Raw genomic sequence first — 18,452 nt, 5'->3', positions numbered from 1 at the left:
TTGCTCGCTTGACAGATCGGCGCGCTCCGATGTCTCTTGGCGGGCATCAGATAGGCCGGAGCGCCGGCGAGTGCAAGCACGGATGAGGAGGGAAACATGGGCGGACTTCTGGCGGGCAAGCGAGCGGTGATTACGGCGGCGGCGCAGGGCATCGGCCGCGCGGCGGCCGAGGCTTTCAGCCGTGAGGGCGCCTCGGTCGTGGCGACCGACATCAATGAGGAAAAGCTCGCCGAACTCGCGACCTTAGGGATCGAGGTGGCGAAGCTCGACGTGCTCAGCGAAGAGGCGATCGCAGGCTTTGCAGCGCGTACCGGCACCATCGACGTTCTCTTCAACTGCGCCGGTTTCGTCCATGCCGGCACGATCCTCGAGGCAAGCGAGAAAGACTACGACTTTGCCTTCGACCTGAATGTGAAATCGATGTTCCGGATGATCCGCGCCTTTCTGCCCGGCATGATCGAAAAAGGCGGCGGCTCGATCATCAACATGTCCTCCGTGGCGGGCGTGCCGATGGGTGTCCCGAACCGCTTCGTCTATTCGGCGAGCAAGGCGGCGGTCGTGGGGCTCACCAAATCTGTGGCGACCGATTTCATCGGCAAAGGCATCCGCTGCAACGCCATCGCGCCGGGCACAGTTCAATCCCCGTCGCTCGAGGAGCGGATGAGGGCGCAGGGCAATTACGAGCAGGCGCGCGCCGCCTTTATTGCCCGCCAGCCGATGGGCCGGCTCGGAACCCCTGAGGAGATCGCGGCGCTCGCCGTCTATCTCGGCAGCGATATCTCCGCCTATACCACCGGCCAGGTGCATGTGATCGACGGCGGCATGAGCCTCTAAAGCGCGTCGCGTTCAATCGGACTCATCCGACGCGCTTTTGGTCATTGCTTTTTATGCATGTCGTCGTCGCAAAACCGCTGCACACTCTTGGGCGACATGCATTAGAACGTACCGTGCGGCTGGACTTCCAGAACGTGGGCCGAGACTCTATGCTCGCGGCATGCGTGACGAAGACTACAAACTCCACCCGGTCCTGCGTATCGATTTTCCGCCCGACGACCGCCTGGGGCGCGGCAAGATCATGCTCCTGGAACTCATCCGCGAGACCGGTTCGATTTCCGCCGCCGGGCGCGCCATGGACATGTCCTACCGGCGCGCCTGGCTGCTCGTCGATGCCTTGAACCGGATGTTCAAGGAGCCTTCGGTGAAATCGCAGCGCGGCGGCAAGCAGGGCGGCGGTGCCGCCGTCACCCCTTTCGGAGAGACGCTGATCCAGCGCTTCCGGGCGATGGAAGCAAAGGCTTGCAACGCAATCAAGGACGATCTCGACTGGCTTGAGGCCGTCCGCGACCGCAATGCTGTTTCCGCAGAGGAAACGGCTCGGCACGAGTGAGCCACGCCCGCGCTTAATGGTCGAGCGCCACCGTCTTGACGATCGCGTGCACTGATTTCCCGGGCGCAAGCTGGAGCGCATCGCGCGACAGGACGGTGATACGGGCGAGAATGACATTACCACCACACTGCACGCGAACGTCGATGCTGCCTTTTTCATCGGGCGACAGATCGATGACTGTTCCCTCGAACACGTTGAGTGCGCTGATGCCTTCAGGGCGCATGGTGGCAAGCATCACATCGCGCGCTGCGATATGCAGGCGAACGCCGTGGCCCGGCGGAACGAAGAGTTGCGGCACGCGCACGAGACATTCGCCCGCCCGGACGATCGTCAGATTGTGCGCGTTGTCATGGCTCTCGACCACGCCTTGGAGCAGCGCACCTGCCTCGCGCCAGTCCATCGCATGCACCGCCGCCGGCTGGCTCAGGATGATGGCCGTGTCGCCCGACGCCTGGACCCGGCCGTTCTCGATCACGATGACGCGTTCGGCCAATCGGGCGACTTCCGCGACCGAGTGGCTGACATAGACGATCGGAATTCTGGTTTCATCGCGCAGCCGCTCGAGATAGGGCAGGATCTCCGCCTTTCGCGCCTCGTCGAGCGCGGCGAGCGGTTCGTCCATCAACAGGAGGCGGGGAGAGGCGAGCAGCGCACGGCCGACGGCGACGCGCTGGCGTTCTCCGCCGGAAAGCGTCGAGGGACGACGATCCAGCAGATGGTCGATGCCAAGCATTTCCACGATCCGCCCGAATTCTGAGGCGGACTTTGGCGCGCCGGAAAACCAGCGCCCATAGGTCAGGTTTCCGCGGACGCTCAAATGCGGAAAAAGCCGGGCTTCCTGGAATACATAACCGAAGCGACGTCGGTGGATTGGCGTGAATATCCGCTTCCCGCTGTCTGCGATCACATCGCTGTCGAGCACGATCCGGCCGACATCGGGACGAAGAAGTCCGGCGATGATGTTTATAAGCGAGGTCTTGCCCGACCCCGAGCGGCCGAACAGCGCCGTGACGCTGTCGTCGGACGTGAATGCGGCGTCGATTGTAAAATCGCCGATCCGGTGGCGGGCTTCGACCTTGAGACTCATGCCGCCACCGACCGTTTTGCCGCGACTGCAGCGAAAAGCTCCGACAGCATCAATGCCGCCATCGAGATGATGACCGAGATGACGGCGAGGCGCATCGCTCCGGCATCACCGCCCGGAACTTGCGTGAAGGCGTAGATCGCCGAGGAGAGCGTCTGCGTCTCGCCCGGGATGTTGGAGACGAAGGTGATCGTCGCTCCGAACTCGCCCATCGCCTTGGCGAAGGAGAGGATCATGCCGGCAATAATGCCAGGGAGGATCAGCGGCAATGTAACTGTCACGAACACCCATGCCGGCCCGGCGCCGAGGGTCGCGGCGGCATCCTCGAGCTTGCGATCCACCGCTTCGATTGACAGTCGGATGCTGCGTACCATCAGAGGAAAGCCCATGACCGCGCAGGCAAGCGCGGCACCCGTCCAGCGAAACGAGAAGACGATGCCGAAATTTTCGGCAAGGAAGGCGCCGATAGGCCCTCGACGACCGAAGAGGAGCAGCAGGACGAAGCCAGTGACCACCGGCGGCAGGACGAGCGGCATATGCACGATGCCGTTCAGGACCGATTTGCCCCAGAAGCGCCCGCGCGCGAGCACCATGGCGGCGAGCAGTGCCGGGGGCAGGCTGCACAACATCGCGACGGTCGCGACGCGCAGGCTCAGCCGGACCGCCGTCCACTCCGAATCGCTCAATGTCATCCACCAATCCAAACGCCAATTTCCTCCGCACTCTGCGCTGTCGATCCTTTCCGACCCGCGGCACTTTGAACGCCTGCCCGACCTTATCCGTGAATCGATAATGATTTCCGCGAGCGTTTGCGCATCCCGCAGAGTGTCGCATCAGCTATTTAAGCACCGTGAAGCCCTGCGCTTCGAAAAGCGCTGCGGCCTTGGCCGACTTGACGAAGTCGATATAGGCGGCAGCGTCGGCGCTCCTGCTGTCGGTGGTGATGGCGATCGGATAGATGATCGGCGGATGACTGTCCTCCGGGAAGGTGCCGACCACCTTGACGCCCGGATCGGCGGCCGCATCCGTCTGGTAGACGATGCCATAGGGTGCCTCGCCGCGAGACACGAGGAGAAGCGCGGCCCGCACGCTTTCGGCGCCCGCCACCTTCCTTTCGACAGCCGGCCAGATCCCGAGCTTTTCCAGTGCCGCCTTGCCATATTTGCCGGCCGGAACCGTATCGACAGCGCCCATCGCCAGGCGGCCATCGCCGATGAGAGCAGCGAGGTCGAAACCGGGCTTGATATCGACGACTGTCGAATCGGGCTTTGCGGAAACGAGGACGAGGCGGTTGCCGAGCAGGTTGGTGCGGGTATCCGTTTTGATCAGCTTCTTGTCGGCAAGATAGTCCATCCACGCGAGATCGGCCGAAATGAAGACGTCCGCGGGCGCGCCCTGTTCGATCTGCTTCGCAAGGGCCGAGCTTGCCGCATACGAGGCCGTGGTCCCCTTGCCGGTTTCCTTTTGCCATTCGGCATTTATCGCGTCGAGCGCGTTCTTCAGGCTTGCGGCGGCGAAGACCGTCACCTTTTCTGCCGCACGTGCCGGAGCGAGAACCGCACCCGCCAGAGCGAGGCCCAGCGCCAGCGCCAGGGCATTGAGCCCCAAACCCGCGAGCCAATCTCTCCGTCCCCTCATCCGTGGCCTCCAGTCGTTCGTGATATTTTTGAGAATATAACGCTTCGCTGTTTTGGTTAGCGCTATATACGAATAAATACAATGCTTCCCCGCGAGGATAATCAAAAACAGTGAACCGAGGCGGCGAACATCGCGGCAGTGCTTGCGATGGGCGTTCGCGGGGCTAAATTCCCGAGCGAGAGATAAGCGAGGGACATGCCCATGGATGCGACGATCAGGCTGGAAGAGACCTGGAAGACCGCGCTGGCGCCGGAATTCCGTCACACCTATATGGCCGATCTCAAACGGTTCCTGCTGGACGAGAAAGGGCAGGGCCGGCAGATCTTTCCCAAGGGCAGCGAATATTTCCGGGCACTCGACCTGACCCCGCTCGATAAGGTGCGCGTCGTTATCCTCGGGCAGGATCCCTATCACGGCGATGGCCAGGCGCACGGGCTTTGCTTCAGTGTGCGCCCCGGCGTGCGCATACCGCCGTCGCTCGTCAACATCTACAAGGAGCTTCAGGACGACCTCGGCATCCCGCCGGCGCGCCATGGCTTCCTCGAAAGCTGGGCGCGCCAGGGCGTTCTGCTCCTGAACGCTGTTTTGACGGTCGAGCGAGGCCGTGCGGCATCGCATCAGGGCAAAGGCTGGGAGCGCTTCACCGACGCCGTCATCCGGGTGGTCAACGAGCAGCAGCACCCCGTCGTCTTCATGCTGTGGGGCTCCTACGCGCAAAGAAAGGCAGCCTTTGTCGATCAATCGCGGCATCTCGTGCTGAAGGCGGCGCACCCTTCACCGCTGTCGGCTCATTCGGGCTTTCTCGGCTGCCGGCATTTCTCGAAGGCGAACGATTTTCTCGTTTCCAAGGGGTTCGATCCAATTGACTGGCGGTTGCCGGAGAAGCCGGAGATTGCCGACGGTCCCTGAGTTGACTGATCCAGTCTTGACGCGGTCCCGCCGACGCCTGTCGCTCACAAACCTTGCGCCATTGCCTCCGATCGGCCAAAGACTGCCCGACAAGGCGCAGCGCGAGGCGGAAGAACATGCGGCATATCCTGATTATCGGCATCGGCGCGGGCAATCCCGAACACGTGACCATTCAGGCCATCAACGCCCTCAACAAGGCTGACGTGCTCTTCATCCCGACCAAGGGAGCGAAGAAGACCGAGCTTGCCGAGGTTCGCCGTGAGATCTGCGCGCGCTATGTGACGAGAAGCGACAGCCGCACGGTCGAGTTTGCCGTGCCGGTACGCCAGACCGAGGGGCGGAGCTATAGCGGCAGCGTCGACGATTGGCACGAAAGCATTGCTGCGATCTATGAGGCACTGCTGATCGGGGAACTCGGCGAAGGGCAGACCGGAGCCTTCCTGGTCTGGGGCGATCCGATGCTTTACGACAGCACGATCCGCATCGTGGAGCGTGTCAAGGCGCGAGGGCATGTGGCTTTCGATTTCGAAGTTGTTCCCGGTATCACCAGCCTCCAGGTGCTCTGCGCCAGCCACCGCATCCCGCTCAACCTCGTCGGCAAGCCGGTCGAGATCACCACCGGTCGGCGGCTTGCCGAGAGTTTTCCGGATAAAAGCGAAACGGCGGTGGTCATGCTCGACGGGGAGCAGGCGTTTCAGAACATCGATGACCCGGATGCCGAAATCTACTGGGGTGCCTATCTCGGCACGCCGGACGAAATCGTCATCTCCGGCCGTCTTGCGGATGTGAAGGAGGAGATCCTCAGGGTGCGTGCCGAGGCGCGGCAGCGCATCGGCTGGATCATGGATATCTACCTGCTGCGCAAAGGTGCCGATTTCGACGAGTAGAGGCAAGTTCGCCGCCAGCCTCGATGCAATATCACTCGCCCTTTGATCTCTCTCAAAGCGCTCGCCTGTGATATAGCGTCCATCGAAAGTGGCGGGGACCATTGCCTGTTGCCGGGAGGATTGACCAAAGCGATGACAAGTTGTGCCACGCCCAGACCAGACGCGGCCGATGCATCCATGCGGCGGGGCACCTGTCCGTCGCTTGCGAAACCGATGCAGACCGGCGACGGATTGCTGGTTCGGCTGCGGCCCGCGACCGGCAGCTTGACGCCCGCGGAACTGCGGGCGCTTGCCGTCGCCGCCGAGCGCTTCGGCAATGGCATTCTGGAAGTGACCGCGCGGGGCAATCTGCAGGTCCGGGGCCTAACCGCAGCGAGCGTCTCCAGCCTGGCGTCGGCAATCGGCGAAGCGGGCATTGCGGTTGCCGCAGGTGTTGCGATCGAAACGCCGCCGCTTGCCGGGGTCGATACGGACGAGACCAGCGATCCCCGTCCGCTCGCGCTGGCCTTGCGTGAAGCGATCGCCGCGCACAATCCGCCTCTCAAGCTCGCGCCGAAGCTCGCGATCATCGTCGACGGCGGCGGCCGCTTTCATCTCGACGATATCGTTGCCGACCTTCGTTTGAAGGCGGTGAAATCGGATGACGGCGTGGCCTGGCTGCTTTCGCTTGGCGGAACGGCGCGCGCGGCGCGGCCGATAGCCCTGCTCGATCCGCACGAAGCCGTTCCCGGCCTCCTCGCCGTTCTCCGCAGGCTCGCCGCCACGGGTGACGCGGCGCGTGGCCGTGACCTCGATGCGGAGGTGGTCAAGGACGAATTGGTGGGCGGGGCGCGTCCGACGGCGACATCAACGCTGGTAATGGAGCCGGCCGTGCCGGTTGCCGGCCTGCACACACTTGCCGACGGCACCACCGTCCTTGGCGTGGGCCTTGCCTTTGCCCAGGCCGATGCGGCCGGCCTGACGGCCTTTCTGCGCAAAGCCGAGGAACTGGGCGCGGCCGAGATAAGGCTGGCACCGGGGCACGGGTTTTTCGTGCTCGGACTCGATCGTGAAGCCGCAGCGAAAGTGCAGCGCCTGGCGTTGTCGCTGGGCTTCCGCATTGCCTCCGACGATCGGCGCAACCATATCGCCACCTGCGCCGGGACTGGCGCCTGCGCATCCGCAATGATGGAGACCAAAGCCGTCGCACGGTTGATGGTCGAGACAGCATCCGAACTGCTCGACGGCTCGTTGACCGTGCATCTCTCCGGCTGTCCCAAAGGATGCGCGCGGCCGTCATCTTCCGAGTTGACGCTTGTCGGTGCGCCATCAGGATATGCGCTTGTCGTAAATGGTACTGCTTCCGTCGCGCCGAGCGCCTACACGGATGCGAATGGAATAGGATCCGCCTTCGCGCACCTTGGTGCGCTGGTGCGGGACAACAAAGACGCTGGCGAATCGGCGCGGTCCTGTCTTACACGGCTCGGGGCCGCGCGCATCGCCGCCGCGTTTGAACAGGGATAGAAATGCCGGACTACGACTATATCCGCGATGGCAATGCCATCTATGAGCGTTCCTTTGCGATCATCCGGGCGGAGGCCGATCTTTCCGGCTTTTCCGAGGAGGAGGCCGATCTCGCCGTGCGCATGGTGCATGCCTGCGGCTCGGTCGAGGCCGCGCGCCAATTCGTCTTTTCGCCGGACTTCGTTTCCGCCGCGCGCACGGCGCTGAAAAACGGCGCGCCGATCTTCTGCGACGCGGAAATGGTGGCGCATGGCGTGACGCGGGCGCGGCTGCCGGCCGGCAACGACGTCATCTGCACGCTGCGCGATCCGCGTACCGTCACGCTTGCGGCCGAGATCGGTAACACGCGTTCGGCGGCGGCGCTGAAACTCTGGGGCGAACGGATGGGCGGCTCCATCGTTGCGATCGGCAATGCGCCGACGGCGCTCTTCTACCTGCTTGAAATGCTGCGCGACGGCGCGCCGAAGCCGGCAGCAATCCTCGGCATGCCGGTCGGCTTCGTCGGTGCGGCGGAATCGAAGGACGCGCTCGCCGAAAATTCCTATGGCGTTCCGTTCGCGATCGTGCGCGGCCGTCTTGGCGGCAGCGCCATGACAGCGGCGGCCCTCAATTCGCTCGCGAGGCCGGGCCTGTGAGCGCGGTCGAGATGGGCAGATTGATTGGTGTCGGCACAGGCCCCGGTGATCCCGAGCTTCTGACGGTGAAGGCGGTGCGGGCTCTCGGCGAGGCGGATGTCGTCGCCTATTTCGCCAAGGCGGGACGCAACGGCAATGGCCGCGCGGTGGTCGAGGGCTTGCTGAAGCCGGGCATGGTCGAGCTGCCGCTCTACTATCCGGTGACGACGGAGATCGACAAGGACGACGGCGTCTACAAGAGCCAGATCACCGATTTCTATAACGAGTCCGCCGAAGCAGTTGCTGCACATCTTCTGGCCGGGCGCACGGTCGCGGTGCTCAGCGAGGGCGATCCGCTCTTCTATGGATCCTACATGCACCTGCATGTGCGGCTCGCGGGCCGCTTCCCGGCCGAGGTCATTCCGGGCATCACTGCCATGTCCGGCTGCTGGTCGCTTGCGGGATTGCCGCTCGTTCAGGGTGACGACGTCCTGTCCGTTCTGCCCGGCACGATGGGCGAGGGTGAGCTTCAGCGCCGCCTTGCCGATACCGAGGCCGCGGTGATCATGAAGGTTGGCCGCAACCTGCCAAAGATCCGCCGGGCGCTTGCCGCCGCCGGGAAGCTCGATGCCGCCGTCTATGTCGAACGCGGCACGATGAAGAATTCGGCGATGATCCCGCTTGGCGAGAAGCCGGACGACGAGGCGCCCTATTTTTCGCTGGTGCTCGTCCCCGGTTGGGAGGATAGGCCCCGGGAGGACAGGCGATGACCGGCAGGCTTTTCATCGTCGGCACCGGGCCTGGCAATCCGGCGCAGATGACGCCTGAGACACGCGAGGCGATTTCCGCTGCGACCGAGTTCTTCGGCTACGGTCCCTATCTCGATCGTCTTGACCTTAGGGCCGACCAACACCGCATCGCCTCCGACAATCGCGAGGAGCTGGACCGCGCCCAGGCGGCGCTTGCCCGCGCCGCAGCGGGCGCGGACGTCTGCGTCGTTTCGGGCGGCGATCCGGGCATCTTCGCTATGGCGGCCGCCGTCTGCGAGGCGATCGACAAGGGGCCGGCGGAATGGCGCAAGGTCGATCTCGTGATTACGCCCGGCGTGACCGCGATGCTCGCGGTCGCTGCCCGTATCGGTGCGCCGCTCGGCCATGATTTCTGCGCCATGTCGCTTTCCGACAATCTGAAGCCCTGGGAGGTGATCACGAAAAGGCTGCGATCTGCCGCCACGGCCGGGTTTGTGATTGCGCTCTACAATCCGATCAGCAAGGCGAGGCCCTGGCAGCTCGGAGAGGCTTTCGCCATCTTGCGACAGGTCCTGCCTCCTCACGTGCCGGTCATCTTTGGCCGCGCGGCGGGCCGACCGGATGAGCGCCTCACGGTAATGCCGCTCGGCGAGGCCGATGCCAACCGCGCCGACATGGCGACCTGCGTGATCATTGGCTCTCCGGAAACGCGCATCGTTGCGCGCGACGGCAAGCCCGATCTCGTCTACACGCCACGGTCCTTTACCGGGGAAAGCCGCTGATGAATGCGTTCGAGCGCCTCATCGCAATCGCCGACCGATGGCACGTCGGCGGGCTTGTGGCGCTCGACCATGATCACCTCGATACCGAGCTTGCGCGCCGCGGCGATTTTGCCATAGGTCGCGGTGCCGCCGCTGTTCTTGGCGACGACGATGTCGATGCCATGCTCCTTGAAGAGGTCGATCTCGTCCGCTTCCGCGAAAGGACCGCAGGCGAGAATGGCGGTGACGTCCGGCAGGGCGAGCGGCGGCGTCACCGGGTCGACGCTGCGAACGACGTACTTGTGGTGCGGCGCCTTCTCGAAGTGGAATGCCTCCTGCCGGCCGATTGCCAGGAAGACACGACGCGGCGCTCCACCGAGTGCGGACACGGCCTCGGCCACGCTCTCGACGCGCGTCCAGCGATCTCCGCGTTCAAGCTCCCAGGCAGGGCGGCGGAGCGCGAAAATTGGCGTTCCGGTTGCTTCCGCCGCCGCGGCGGCATTGTGGGAAATACGAGCGGCGAAGGGATGCGTCGCATCGATCAGCAGCGCAACGTTCTCCGCCTTCAGGAAGGCGGCCAGACCCTCGGCGCCGCCGAAACCGCCGACTCGGGTCGGCAGCGGTTGCGGGCGCGGGTCGGCGGTGCGGCCTGCGAGCGAGATGACCGCATCATAGCCAGAATCGGCCGCAAGATGCTCGGCGAGCTGCCGCGCCTCGGTTGTGCCGCCGAGGATCAGAATGCGAGGTCTGTCCATGGCTGACATGTCGAACAACGCTTCGGCCATCGTCGCCCCCTGGTTGGTGATCATCGGTATCGGTGAGGATGGTGTAGCGGGTCTCGGCGACGAGGCCAAGCGGCTGATTGCGACCGCGCCGGTCGTCTTTGGCGGAGGCCGGCATCTCGAGCTTGCGGCCTCCCTGATAACGGGCGAGCGCCGGGCCTGGCAGAGCCCCTTCGAAAAATCCGTCGAGGAGATCGTTGCACGGCGGGGCAGCCCCGTCGTCGTGCTCGCCTCGGGCGATCCTTTCCTGTTCGGCGTCGGTGCCACGCTTGCTCGCCGGATCGATGCTGGCGAAATGCGCACCATTCCTGCGCCATCCTCCTTCAGCCTTGCGGCATCACGGCTCGGCTGGGCATTGCAGGACGTGGCGACGGTTTCACTGCATGGGCGGCCGCTCGATCTCATCCGGCCGCACCTGCAGCCGGGCGCTCGTGTCTTGGCGTTGACCTCGGACGAGGGTGGTCCGAAGGCGCTTGCCGGGCTCCTTTGCGACAGCGGATTTGGTCAATCCCAGGTTATCGTTCTGGAGGCGCTGGGCGGCGAACGCGAACGTATCTCGCGGCAGATCGCATCGAGCTTCGCTCTCGAAGACCTGCATTCCCTGAACGTCTGCGCCATTGAAGTCGTTGCCGATGCCAAAGCGCGGGTATTGCCGCTTGCTGCCGGCCTCGACGATGCCTTGTTCGAGCATGACGGACAGATCACCAAGCGCGAAGTGCGCGCTTTGACGCTCTCGGCGCTGGCGCCGCGCAAGGGCGAGTTGCTGTGGGATATCGGCGCCGGTTCCGGCTCCATCGCCATCGAATGGATGCTGGTGGACCCGGCGATGCGCGCCATTGCAATCGAGGCGTCGCCCGAGCGTGCTGCGCGGATCGGCCGCAATGCGGCGCGCTTCGGCGTGCCAGGGCTGGCGATAGTCGAGGGTGAGGCGCCGGGGGCGCTTCGTGGCCTCGCGTCGCCGGATGTCGTCTTCATTGGCGGCGGCGGCAGCGAGCCGGGCGTGATGGATGCGGCGATCGCTGCACTCGGCCCCGGCGGACGGCTGGTGGCAAATGCGGTGACGACGGAAATGGAAGCCGTCCTCATCGCACAGCATGCGCGGCTCGGCGGCTCGCTGATCCGGATCGATATTGCCCGGGCCTCCCCGGTCGGAACGATGACCGGCTGGCGGCCGGCGATGCCGGTCACACAATGGTCGTGGATCAAGCCCTGAGCGAATTTCTAAGAGGATTGGATATGACGGTTCATTTCATCGGCGCGGGCCCGGGTGCGGCAGACCTGATCACGGTCAGGGGCAGGGACCTGATCGGCCGCTGCCCGGTCTGCCTCTATGCCGGCTCCATCGTGTCGCCCGAGCTTCTGCAGTATTGCCCACCCGGCGCCCGCATCGTCGATACGGCGCCGATGTCGCTCGATGAGATCGAAGCCGAATATGTTCGCGCCGCAGAGGCCGGCGAGGACGTGGCTCGACTGCATTCGGGCGATCTTTCCGTTTGGAGCGCGGTCGCCGAACAGATCCGCCGGCTCGAGAAGCATGGCATCGCCTATACGATGACGCCCGGTGTGCCGGCTTTTGCGGCCGCCGCCGCAACGCTCGGCCGGGAACTGACAATTCCGGCCGTGGCGCAAAGCCTGGTATTGACCCGCGTTTCCGGTCGCGCCTCGCCGATGCCGAACAGCGAGACGCTCTCCGCTTTTGGTGCCACCGGCTCGACGCTGGCGATCCACCTCGCGATCCATGCGCTCGACCGGGTCGTCGAGGAGTTGACGCCGCTCTACGGTGCCGATTGCCCGGTTGCGATCGTCGTCAAGGCGTCGTGGCCGGACGAACGGGTCCTGCGCGGCACCCTCGGTGACATCGCCGCCAGGGTCGCGCTCGAGCCGATCGAACGCACGGCACTGATCTTCGTCGGCCCCGGCCTCGAAGCCGCGGACTTCCGCGAAAGTTCCCTCTACGACCCTGCCTACCAGCGCCGGTTTCGCGGTCGCGAATAGAGCGGGATGAGGAAAAGCGTGTGCGGTTTTCCGCCCGCACCCCGCTTCAACTTATTCAAATCGATCAGTCGGTGCCCTTCTCGCCTTCCGGCTTGTGCTTGCGCGGAACCCCGTCCTGTTCTTCGAAGCGGTCGCGGTAGAGCGCCGCCTGGCCGAGCAGCGCCAGCGTCACCGGCGTCGTCACGGTGACGAAGAAGATGATCAGCAGTTCGTGGAAGATCCAGCGGCTTTGCAGCACGGCGAAGCAGAGCATCGACGCCAGGCAGATCAGGATGGTGCCGCCGCTGGTCGCAATTGTCGGGGCGTGCAGCCGTTCGTAGAAATTGGAAAGGCGCAGCAGGCCGAGCGAACCGATCAGCGCCATCGCCGCGCCGAAAAGCAGCAGGCCGCAGACGAAGACGGCGGCCCAAGTCGGCAGGTCGGTCAGATGGCTCATTCGATCACCTCGCCGCGCATCAGGAATTTCGCAAAGGCGATCGAAGAGACAAAGCCGATCAGCGCTATGATCAGGGCGGTCTCGAAATAGATCGTGTTCGCACTGCGGATGCCGAAAGACAGCAGCATGAGCATCGCGTTGATGTAGAGCGTGTCGAGCGCGAGGATCCTGTCCTGTGCTCGCGGCCCTCTTGCGATGCGATAAAGCGCGCAGGCCATCGCCAGGCCGAGCATGACCTGGGAAAGCAGGACCGACCAGGTGATAGCGAGCTCAGTCATGGAATATCTCCTTCAACGCCGCTTCGTAACGCTTGACGGTCCCCAGCCACACTTCCTCGTTCTGCAAGTCCAGCACATGGAAAAGCAAGGTCTTCCGGTGGCGGTCGTATTCGAGCCATGCCGTCCCCGGGGTCGCCGTCATGATGCAGGCCAGGAGCGCGAGAGCGTTCTCGTCTTCAAGATCGACGTCGACGGTCAGAAAGCCGGCAATTGCGGGCACGCGGCCGGCACGCAGGATGATCGAAGCAACGGCGATGTTCGAGCGGACGATGTCGGCGATGACCTCAACAGCGAAGCCAGCCGCGCGTCCGATGCGGTGCAGACGCGATCTTGCCGGATGCAGCTTGAGCGTCACCCAGCCGAGCGCCATGCCGAGCACGAGTCCGATCAGTATCGACCCAGGCGCCAGCGACTGGTTCAAGAGCAACCACATAATGAGCAGGGCGAGCGACAGCAGCGGATAGGGGAACCAGGTGCGCATTCTATTGCCCTCCCGCCCTTGGCGCGGAAAGAATGCGCTCGCTCTGGAACAACGGGTTGAGCAGATCGTCGGCGGTGGCCTGCATGTAGCGCATGGCGGGGCCGGCCTGAAGGCTGAGGAAGATACAGGCGGCAAGCAGAACGAGAACGGGCGTGATCTCGATGACGAAGACCCGCGGCACAGTGCCTTCGATCGAGGCCCAGAAGGTGCGGATGCCGATGCGGTTCATCGCGATCATGGCGGCAAGCCCCGACAGGATGAGAAGCACGACATAGGTCCAATCGGCGGCAGACATAGCCGTCGCCAGATCGGCGCCCGGCACGTCGAAGAGGCCGCGCAGGATCGCGAACTTGGCGACGAAGCCCGACAGGGGCGGCAGGCCGGAAAGAAGCACGGCACACAGGCAGAAGCAGAGGCCGAGAACGGCCATTGTGCCCGGTATCGCGACGCCGACCTCCTCCTCTTCTTCATCCTCATCGAAGTCGCCATAGGCTTCCATCGTCACCGCCAGAACGTCGGCGCCGGCGTCGCGTCCGCGCTCGACGAGTTCGATGAGCAGGAAGAAGGCGGAGATCGTGAGGGTCGAGCTGACGAGGTAGAAGAGAGCCCCGGCGAGCATCCCCGCATGGCCGAGGCCGATCGCCGCAAGCAGCGTTCCGGAGGAGACGAGCACCGAATAGCCGGCGAGCCTGCCCATCGCCTGTGAGGCGAGCACGCCGATTGCGCCGAAAGCAATCGTCAGCATGCCGCCTGCAACGAGCCAGTCCTGGCCGAAGCCCGCCGAGGCTCCGGCGGCGGCACCGAAAACGAGGAAGTGCAGGCGGACGATGACGTAGATGCCGACTTTAGTCAAAATGGCAAAGACTGCGGCGACCGGCGGCGTCGCGGCCGCGTAGGCCGGCGGCAGCCAGAAGCTCAGCGGCCACATGCCGGCCTTGACGAGGAAGGCGATGCCGAGGATCGCGGCACCGGCTTCGACGAACTGCCGGTTTTCGGGCGTAAGTGTTGCGAGCTTGGCGGCGAGGTCGGCCATGTTGAGCGTGCCGGTGACGCCATAGATCAGGCTCACGCCGATCAGGAACAGCGACGAGGCGGCAAGATTGACCGCGATATAGTGCAATCCAGCCTTGACGCGCATGGGGCCGGAGCCGTGCAGCAGCAGGCCGTAGGATGCCGCCAGCATCATCTCGAAGAACACGAAGAGATTGAAGATATCGCCCGTCAGAAAGGCACCGTTGAGACCGGCGATGAGAAGCTGGAACAGCGAATGGAAATGGTGGCCGGCCGTGTGCCAGCGCGCCATGGAATAGACCTGGGCGGCAAGGGCCAGACCTGCCGTCAGGCAGAGCATCAGGGCGGACAACCGGTCGAGCACGAGAACGATGCCGAAGGGCGCCGGCCAGTTGCCAAGCTGATAAATGCCCGTCCCGGGTAGATTGCCAGCGTTCGCGGCGATGCGCATGAGGACCAAGGCGAGAACGAAGACGACGAACGTCGAGCCGAATCCGAACATCCCTTTCAGCATCCGATTGCGCTCGTCGATCGGGATCAAGGCCGCACCGACGGCGAGCGGCAGCAGGATCGGCAGGATCAGAAGGTGCTGCAGCCAATCAGTCATGGCGCTGCTCCCTTCCGTCGACGTGGTCGGTTCCGGTGAAGCCGCGCGAGGCGAGCAGCACGACGAGGAAGAGCGCCGTCATCGCAAAGCCGATGACGATCGCGGTGAGCACCAGCGCCTGCGGGACGGGATCCGTATAGGTGGCAAGGTCGCCGGCGCCGGCCGGATTAAGCACCGGCGGCGCGTTCACGCGCAACTTGCCCATGCCGAAGATGAAGAGATTGACGGCATAGGAGAGCAGCGAGAGGCCGATGATGACCTGGTAGGTTCGCGGCCTCAGCAACAAGTAAACGCCTGACGCGGTCAGCGCACCAATCCCTGCGGAGAGGATGAGTTCCATTACCGGACCCCCTCTTTTTCGGCGCGCGCTGCCCGCATGTGGGCGCGCGGCGCGCGGACGGATTGGTGGGCAAGCGCGATGAGGATCAGCACCGTGGCGCCGAGAACCAGCGAAAAGACGCCGAGATCGAAGAGGATGGCGCTTGCCAGCGGAAATTTGCCGACGATCGGCAAGGTCGCATATTGTGCGTGCGAGGTCAGGAACGGGTAGCCGAAGAGCCACGATCCGGCACCGGTCGCGACTGCCACCAGAAGGCCGATGCTCATCCAGCGCAGCGGATGGATGCGCAACCGCTCCTCGACCCAGCGGGTGCCGCCCGACATATATTGCAGGATGAAGCCGATCGACATGGCGATGCCGGCGGCAAAGCCGCCGCCCGGCAGATCGTGTCCGCGCAGGAAGAAATAGGCGGCCAGCAGCCCGGTAATGGGGAACATCCAGCGCATTATGACGGAGGGCACGAAGAGATACTCGGCAACACTGTCGCCGGCTGCCCGATCCGGATGATCGTCATCGAATGCATTCTGCACCCGCTGCTGTTCCGGGGCTTCCAGGCTGTCGGCCTGCGGACGGAAACGCAAGAGAAGCGCAAAGACCGTCAAGGCGACGATGCAGAGCACGGCGATCTCGCCAAGCGTGTCGAAGCCGCGGAAATCGACGAGGATGACGTTGACGACATTGGTGCCGCCGCCTTCCGTGTAGGCGCGCTCGAGGAAATAGCTGGCGATGGTGTTGGGCAGCGGCCGTGTCATGACCGTGTAGGCGATGAGCATCATGCCGCCGCCGGCCAGGATCGCGAGAATGAAGTCGCGCAGGCGCCTGAGGCGGATGCGGAATGGAAGATCCTCCGTATCCTCCGGCTGCTTGATGCGCTTCGGCAGCCAGCGCAATCCGAGCAGGATGAGCACGGTGGTGACGATTTCGACGAGAAGCTGGGTTACCGCGAGGTCGGGTGCGGAAAGCCAGACGAAGGTGATGCAGGTGACGAGACCCGCGCCGCCAAGCAGCACGAGCGATGCCAACCGATGAAACTTCGCCTGATAGGCCGATCCGACGGCGCAGGCGATGCCGATCACCCAGAGCACGGCGAAGGCCGGATCGATGCCGTGTATGACCAGGGGTGGAAGCTTGAAACCGCCGAGCACAAGCGGTGACGCCCCCGCGACGAGCGCAAGGACGACGACGAAACCCATCTGCGGCTGCAGGCGACGCGTGCCGAGGCTCTGCTCCAGCGAGCGTGCCCACTTCCATGAAAGCGTCACCAGCACGCGTTCGAAGATGCGCTGGCCCTGGAGCAGGCGGAAGACAGGCGGCCCCTCGACGCTGGTCGCAAGGTAGGAGCGCATCAGGAAATAGAGGCCGACCCCGCCCGAAAGCGCCACGAAGCTCATGATCAGCGGGACGTTCAAGCCGTGCCAGACAGCAAGGCTATACTGCGGCGTGCGATCGCCGAGGATCGAAACGACGGCCGTATGCAGAAACGGACCAATCGTCTGGGCGGGAATGATGCCGACGACGAGGCAGGCAAGCACGAGGAAGTCCACGGGCGCGCGCATCCAGCGCGGCGGCTCGTGCGGTTTCTTGGGTAGGTCCTTCGGCAGGGGACCGTAGAAGACGCCATGAATGAAGCGGAGGGAATAGGTGACGGCAAACATGCTCGCGATCGTCGCGACATAGGGTGTTACCGTATCGAGTGTGTTGATGAGGTGCGTCTCGATCGCCTCGGCGAAGAACATCTCCTTGGAAAGAAAGCCGTTGAGCAGCGGTACGCCGGCCATTGCCGCGCTCGCCACCATGGCAAGCGTGGCGGTGATCGGCATGTAGTGGAAGAGACCGCTCAGCCTTCGCATGTCGCGCGTGCCGGTTTCGTGGTCGATGATGCCGGCCGCCATGAACAGCGACGCCTTGAAGGTGGCGTGGTTTACGATGTGGAAGACCGCGGCGACGGCCGCGAGCGGGCTGCCGAGGCTCAAGAGCACGGTGATGAGCCCCAGATGACTGATCGTCGAATAGGCGAGGAGCCCCTTCAGATCCTGCTGGAAGATCGCGAAATAGGCGCCGAGCAAGAGGGTCGTGAGACCGGCCAGCCCCACGATCCAGAACCAGGCCTCTGTGCCGGCCATCACCGGCCAGAGCCGCGCGAGCAGGAAGACGCCGGCCTTCACCATGGTTGCCGAATGCAGATAGGCCGAGACCGGCGTCGGCGCAGCCATCGCGTGCGGCAGCCAGAAATGAAAGGGAAACTGCGCGCTCTTCGTGAGCGCGCCAAGCAGCAGAAGAACGAGGACGGTCAGGTAAAGCGGGTGGTTGCGGATCGTATCGCCCGAGGCGAGCACGACATCGAGGTCGTAGCTCCCGACGATCCGGCCCATGATCAGCAATCCGACCAGCATGCAAAGGCCACCCATGCCGGTCATAGTCAGCGCTATGCGTGCGCCGTCGCGGGCGTGGGCATTGTGGTGCCAGTAGCCGATGAGCAGGAAGGAGACGATGCTCGTCAATTCCCAGAATACTGCAAGCAGGATGAGGTTGCCGGAAAGCACGACGCCGAGCATCGATGCCATGAAGGCGAGGAACAGCGCGAAGAAGCGCGGGACCGGGTCCTCGGCAGCCATGTAATAGCGGGCATAAAGGACGACGAGAACGCCGATCGCCGTGATCAGCGCCGAAAACAGCCAGGCGAAACCGTCCATCCGCAGCGTGAAGTTGAGCCCGAGTTCAGGGATCCAGTCGAGCCGATAGTGCAGCACCCCGCCCGAAGCGACGAAGGGATATAGGCCCGCGGTCATCAGAAAGCAGACAAGGGCGATCGCACCGGCGAACCAGGCCGTGGCACCGCGTTGATCGGACGGAAAGAAGATTGCGATGAGGCTTCCCGCAAAAGGCGCGAGAATGAAAACAGGCAGCAATTTCCCCGCGTATTCTATCGTTCCGTTCCCCTCGTTGGGTATGCTGGAGAGTGGGACCGGGGGTCCCGGAAGTGGCGCTCA

At 64.1% G+C, this 18,452-nt stretch carries 20 protein-coding genes; 10 read left to right on the top strand and 10 right to left on the bottom strand.

Going from position 1 to position 18,452, the window contains the following annotated elements:
* The first annotated feature begins 96 nt into the window (after positions 1-96).
* The gene (locus tag QA637_RS14845; RefSeq protein WP_283062047.1) at positions 97-834 is read left to right on the top strand and encodes an SDR family oxidoreductase; all 738 of its coding nucleotides are present in this window, start codon (positions 97-99) and stop codon (positions 832-834) included.
* Positions 835-994: 160 nt separating this feature from the next.
* On the top strand, positions 995-1,387 hold the full coding sequence (locus tag QA637_RS14840) for a winged helix-turn-helix domain-containing protein (protein ID WP_283062045.1): 393 nt from the start codon (positions 995-997) through the stop codon (positions 1,385-1,387).
* A 13-nt stretch (positions 1,388-1,400) separates the two neighbouring features.
* On the opposite strand, the gene modC is transcribed toward QA637_RS14840, so the two are convergent.
* The 3 genes from modC to modA all read right to left on the bottom strand — a co-directional run bounded on the left by modC (position 1,401) and on the right by modA (position 4,109).
* On the bottom strand, positions 1,401-2,474 hold the full coding sequence (gene modC, locus QA637_RS14835) for a molybdenum ABC transporter ATP-binding protein (protein WP_283062044.1): 1,074 nt from the start codon (positions 2,472-2,474) through the stop codon (positions 1,401-1,403).
* Positions 2,471-3,163, bottom strand: coding sequence for a molybdate ABC transporter permease subunit (modB, locus tag QA637_RS14830; RefSeq protein WP_283062042.1), 693 nt, complete (start codon positions 3,161-3,163; stop codon positions 2,471-2,473). Before modB ends, modC begins: the two co-directional genes overlap by 4 nt.
* Positions 3,164-3,308: 145 nt before the next feature.
* Positions 3,309-4,109, bottom strand: a complete 801-nt coding sequence (gene modA / locus QA637_RS14825) for a molybdate ABC transporter substrate-binding protein (RefSeq protein ID WP_283062040.1) — start codon at positions 4,107-4,109, stop codon at positions 3,309-3,311.
* A gap of 201 nt (positions 4,110-4,310) precedes the next feature.
* On the opposite strand from modA, the gene ung reads away from it, so the two are divergent.
* From ung to QA637_RS14795, 6 genes are all read left to right on the top strand, one after another.
* Positions 4,311-5,018 (top strand): uracil-DNA glycosylase, encoded by a 708-nt coding sequence (ung, locus tag QA637_RS14820; RefSeq protein WP_153437000.1) that lies wholly within the window; start codon positions 4,311-4,313, stop codon positions 5,016-5,018.
* A gap of 116 nt (positions 5,019-5,134) precedes the next feature.
* Positions 5,135-5,905 carry a precorrin-6A synthase (deacetylating) gene (gene cobF, locus QA637_RS14815; protein ID WP_283062037.1) on the top strand — a complete coding sequence of 257 codons (771 nt, stop codon included), beginning with the start codon at positions 5,135-5,137 and terminating at the stop codon, positions 5,903-5,905.
* A gap of 132 nt (positions 5,906-6,037) precedes the next feature.
* The gene (gene cobG, locus QA637_RS14810; protein ID WP_283062035.1) at positions 6,038-7,408 is read left to right on the top strand and encodes a precorrin-3B synthase; all 1,371 of its coding nucleotides are present in this window, start codon (positions 6,038-6,040) and stop codon (positions 7,406-7,408) included.
* A gap of 2 nt (positions 7,409-7,410) precedes the next feature.
* Positions 7,411-8,043 (top strand): precorrin-8X methylmutase, encoded by a 633-nt coding sequence (locus QA637_RS14805; RefSeq protein WP_153436997.1) that lies wholly within the window; start codon positions 7,411-7,413, stop codon positions 8,041-8,043.
* The gene (locus QA637_RS14800) at positions 8,040-8,792 is read left to right on the top strand and encodes a precorrin-2 C(20)-methyltransferase (protein ID WP_283062034.1); all 753 of its coding nucleotides are present in this window, start codon (positions 8,040-8,042) and stop codon (positions 8,790-8,792) included. Before QA637_RS14805 ends, QA637_RS14800 begins: the two co-directional genes overlap by 4 nt.
* A complete protein-coding gene (locus tag QA637_RS14795) occupies positions 8,789-9,553 on the top strand; it encodes a precorrin-3B C(17)-methyltransferase (protein ID WP_283062032.1) in 765 nt (254 codons plus the stop codon). Before QA637_RS14800 ends, QA637_RS14795 begins: the two co-directional genes overlap by 4 nt.
* Here the strand turns inward: QA637_RS14795 and QA637_RS14790 are convergent.
* Positions 9,517-10,317 carry a cobalt-precorrin-6A reductase gene (locus tag QA637_RS14790; protein WP_283062030.1) on the bottom strand — a complete coding sequence of 267 codons (801 nt, stop codon included), beginning with the start codon at positions 10,315-10,317 and terminating at the stop codon, positions 9,517-9,519. The two genes, QA637_RS14795 and QA637_RS14790, sit on opposite strands and share 37 nt — an antisense overlap.
* Between QA637_RS14790 and cbiE the strand changes: the two genes are divergently transcribed.
* Together cbiE and cobM are read left to right on the top strand one after the other, a co-directional pair.
* Positions 10,295-11,527: a precorrin-6y C5,15-methyltransferase (decarboxylating) subunit CbiE gene (cbiE, locus tag QA637_RS14785; protein WP_283064977.1), complete on the top strand. Its 1,233-nt coding sequence runs from the start codon at positions 10,295-10,297 to the stop codon at positions 11,525-11,527. The genes QA637_RS14790 and cbiE overlap by 23 nt on opposite strands.
* A gap of 23 nt (positions 11,528-11,550) precedes the next feature.
* On the top strand, positions 11,551-12,309 hold the full coding sequence (gene cobM, locus QA637_RS14780; RefSeq protein ID WP_283062028.1) for a precorrin-4 C(11)-methyltransferase: 759 nt from the start codon (positions 11,551-11,553) through the stop codon (positions 12,307-12,309).
* 64 nt (positions 12,310-12,373) lie between these two features.
* Here the strand turns inward: cobM and mnhG are convergent, their stop codons facing one another.
* The 6 genes from mnhG to QA637_RS14750 are packed head-to-tail and all read right to left on the bottom strand — an operon-like array spanning position 12,374 to position 18,389.
* On the bottom strand, positions 12,374-12,745 hold the full coding sequence (gene mnhG, locus QA637_RS14775) for a monovalent cation/H(+) antiporter subunit G (RefSeq protein WP_283062026.1): 372 nt from the start codon (positions 12,743-12,745) through the stop codon (positions 12,374-12,376).
* The gene (locus tag QA637_RS14770) at positions 12,742-13,023 is read right to left on the bottom strand and encodes a K+/H+ antiporter subunit F (RefSeq protein ID WP_153436990.1); all 282 of its coding nucleotides are present in this window, start codon (positions 13,021-13,023) and stop codon (positions 12,742-12,744) included. The genes mnhG and QA637_RS14770 overlap by 4 nt, the downstream gene beginning before the upstream one ends.
* On the bottom strand, positions 13,016-13,504 hold the full coding sequence (locus QA637_RS14765; protein WP_283062025.1) for a Na+/H+ antiporter subunit E: 489 nt from the start codon (positions 13,502-13,504) through the stop codon (positions 13,016-13,018). The genes QA637_RS14770 and QA637_RS14765 overlap by 8 nt, the downstream gene beginning before the upstream one ends.
* A 1-nt stretch (position 13,505) precedes the next feature.
* A complete protein-coding gene (locus QA637_RS14760; protein WP_283062024.1) occupies positions 13,506-15,122 on the bottom strand; it encodes a monovalent cation/H+ antiporter subunit D in 1,617 nt (538 codons plus the stop codon).
* Positions 15,115-15,462, bottom strand: a complete 348-nt coding sequence (locus QA637_RS14755; RefSeq protein WP_153436987.1) for a Na+/H+ antiporter subunit C — start codon at positions 15,460-15,462, stop codon at positions 15,115-15,117. The genes QA637_RS14760 and QA637_RS14755 overlap by 8 nt, the downstream gene beginning before the upstream one ends.
* Positions 15,462-18,389 carry a monovalent cation/H+ antiporter subunit A gene (locus QA637_RS14750; protein ID WP_346283767.1) on the bottom strand — a complete coding sequence of 976 codons (2,928 nt, stop codon included), beginning with the start codon at positions 18,387-18,389 and terminating at the stop codon, positions 15,462-15,464. Before QA637_RS14750 ends, QA637_RS14755 begins: the two co-directional genes overlap by 1 nt.
* Positions 18,390-18,452: the final 63 nt, after the last annotated feature.

The sequence above is a fragment of the Sinorhizobium terangae genome (assembly GCF_029714365.1).
In the GTDB taxonomy this organism is placed as follows: domain Bacteria; phylum Pseudomonadota; class Alphaproteobacteria; order Rhizobiales; family Rhizobiaceae; genus Sinorhizobium; species Sinorhizobium terangae.
The sequence above is the reverse complement of the archived record's forward strand: the minus strand, read 5'-3'. Positions and strand labels throughout refer to the sequence as shown.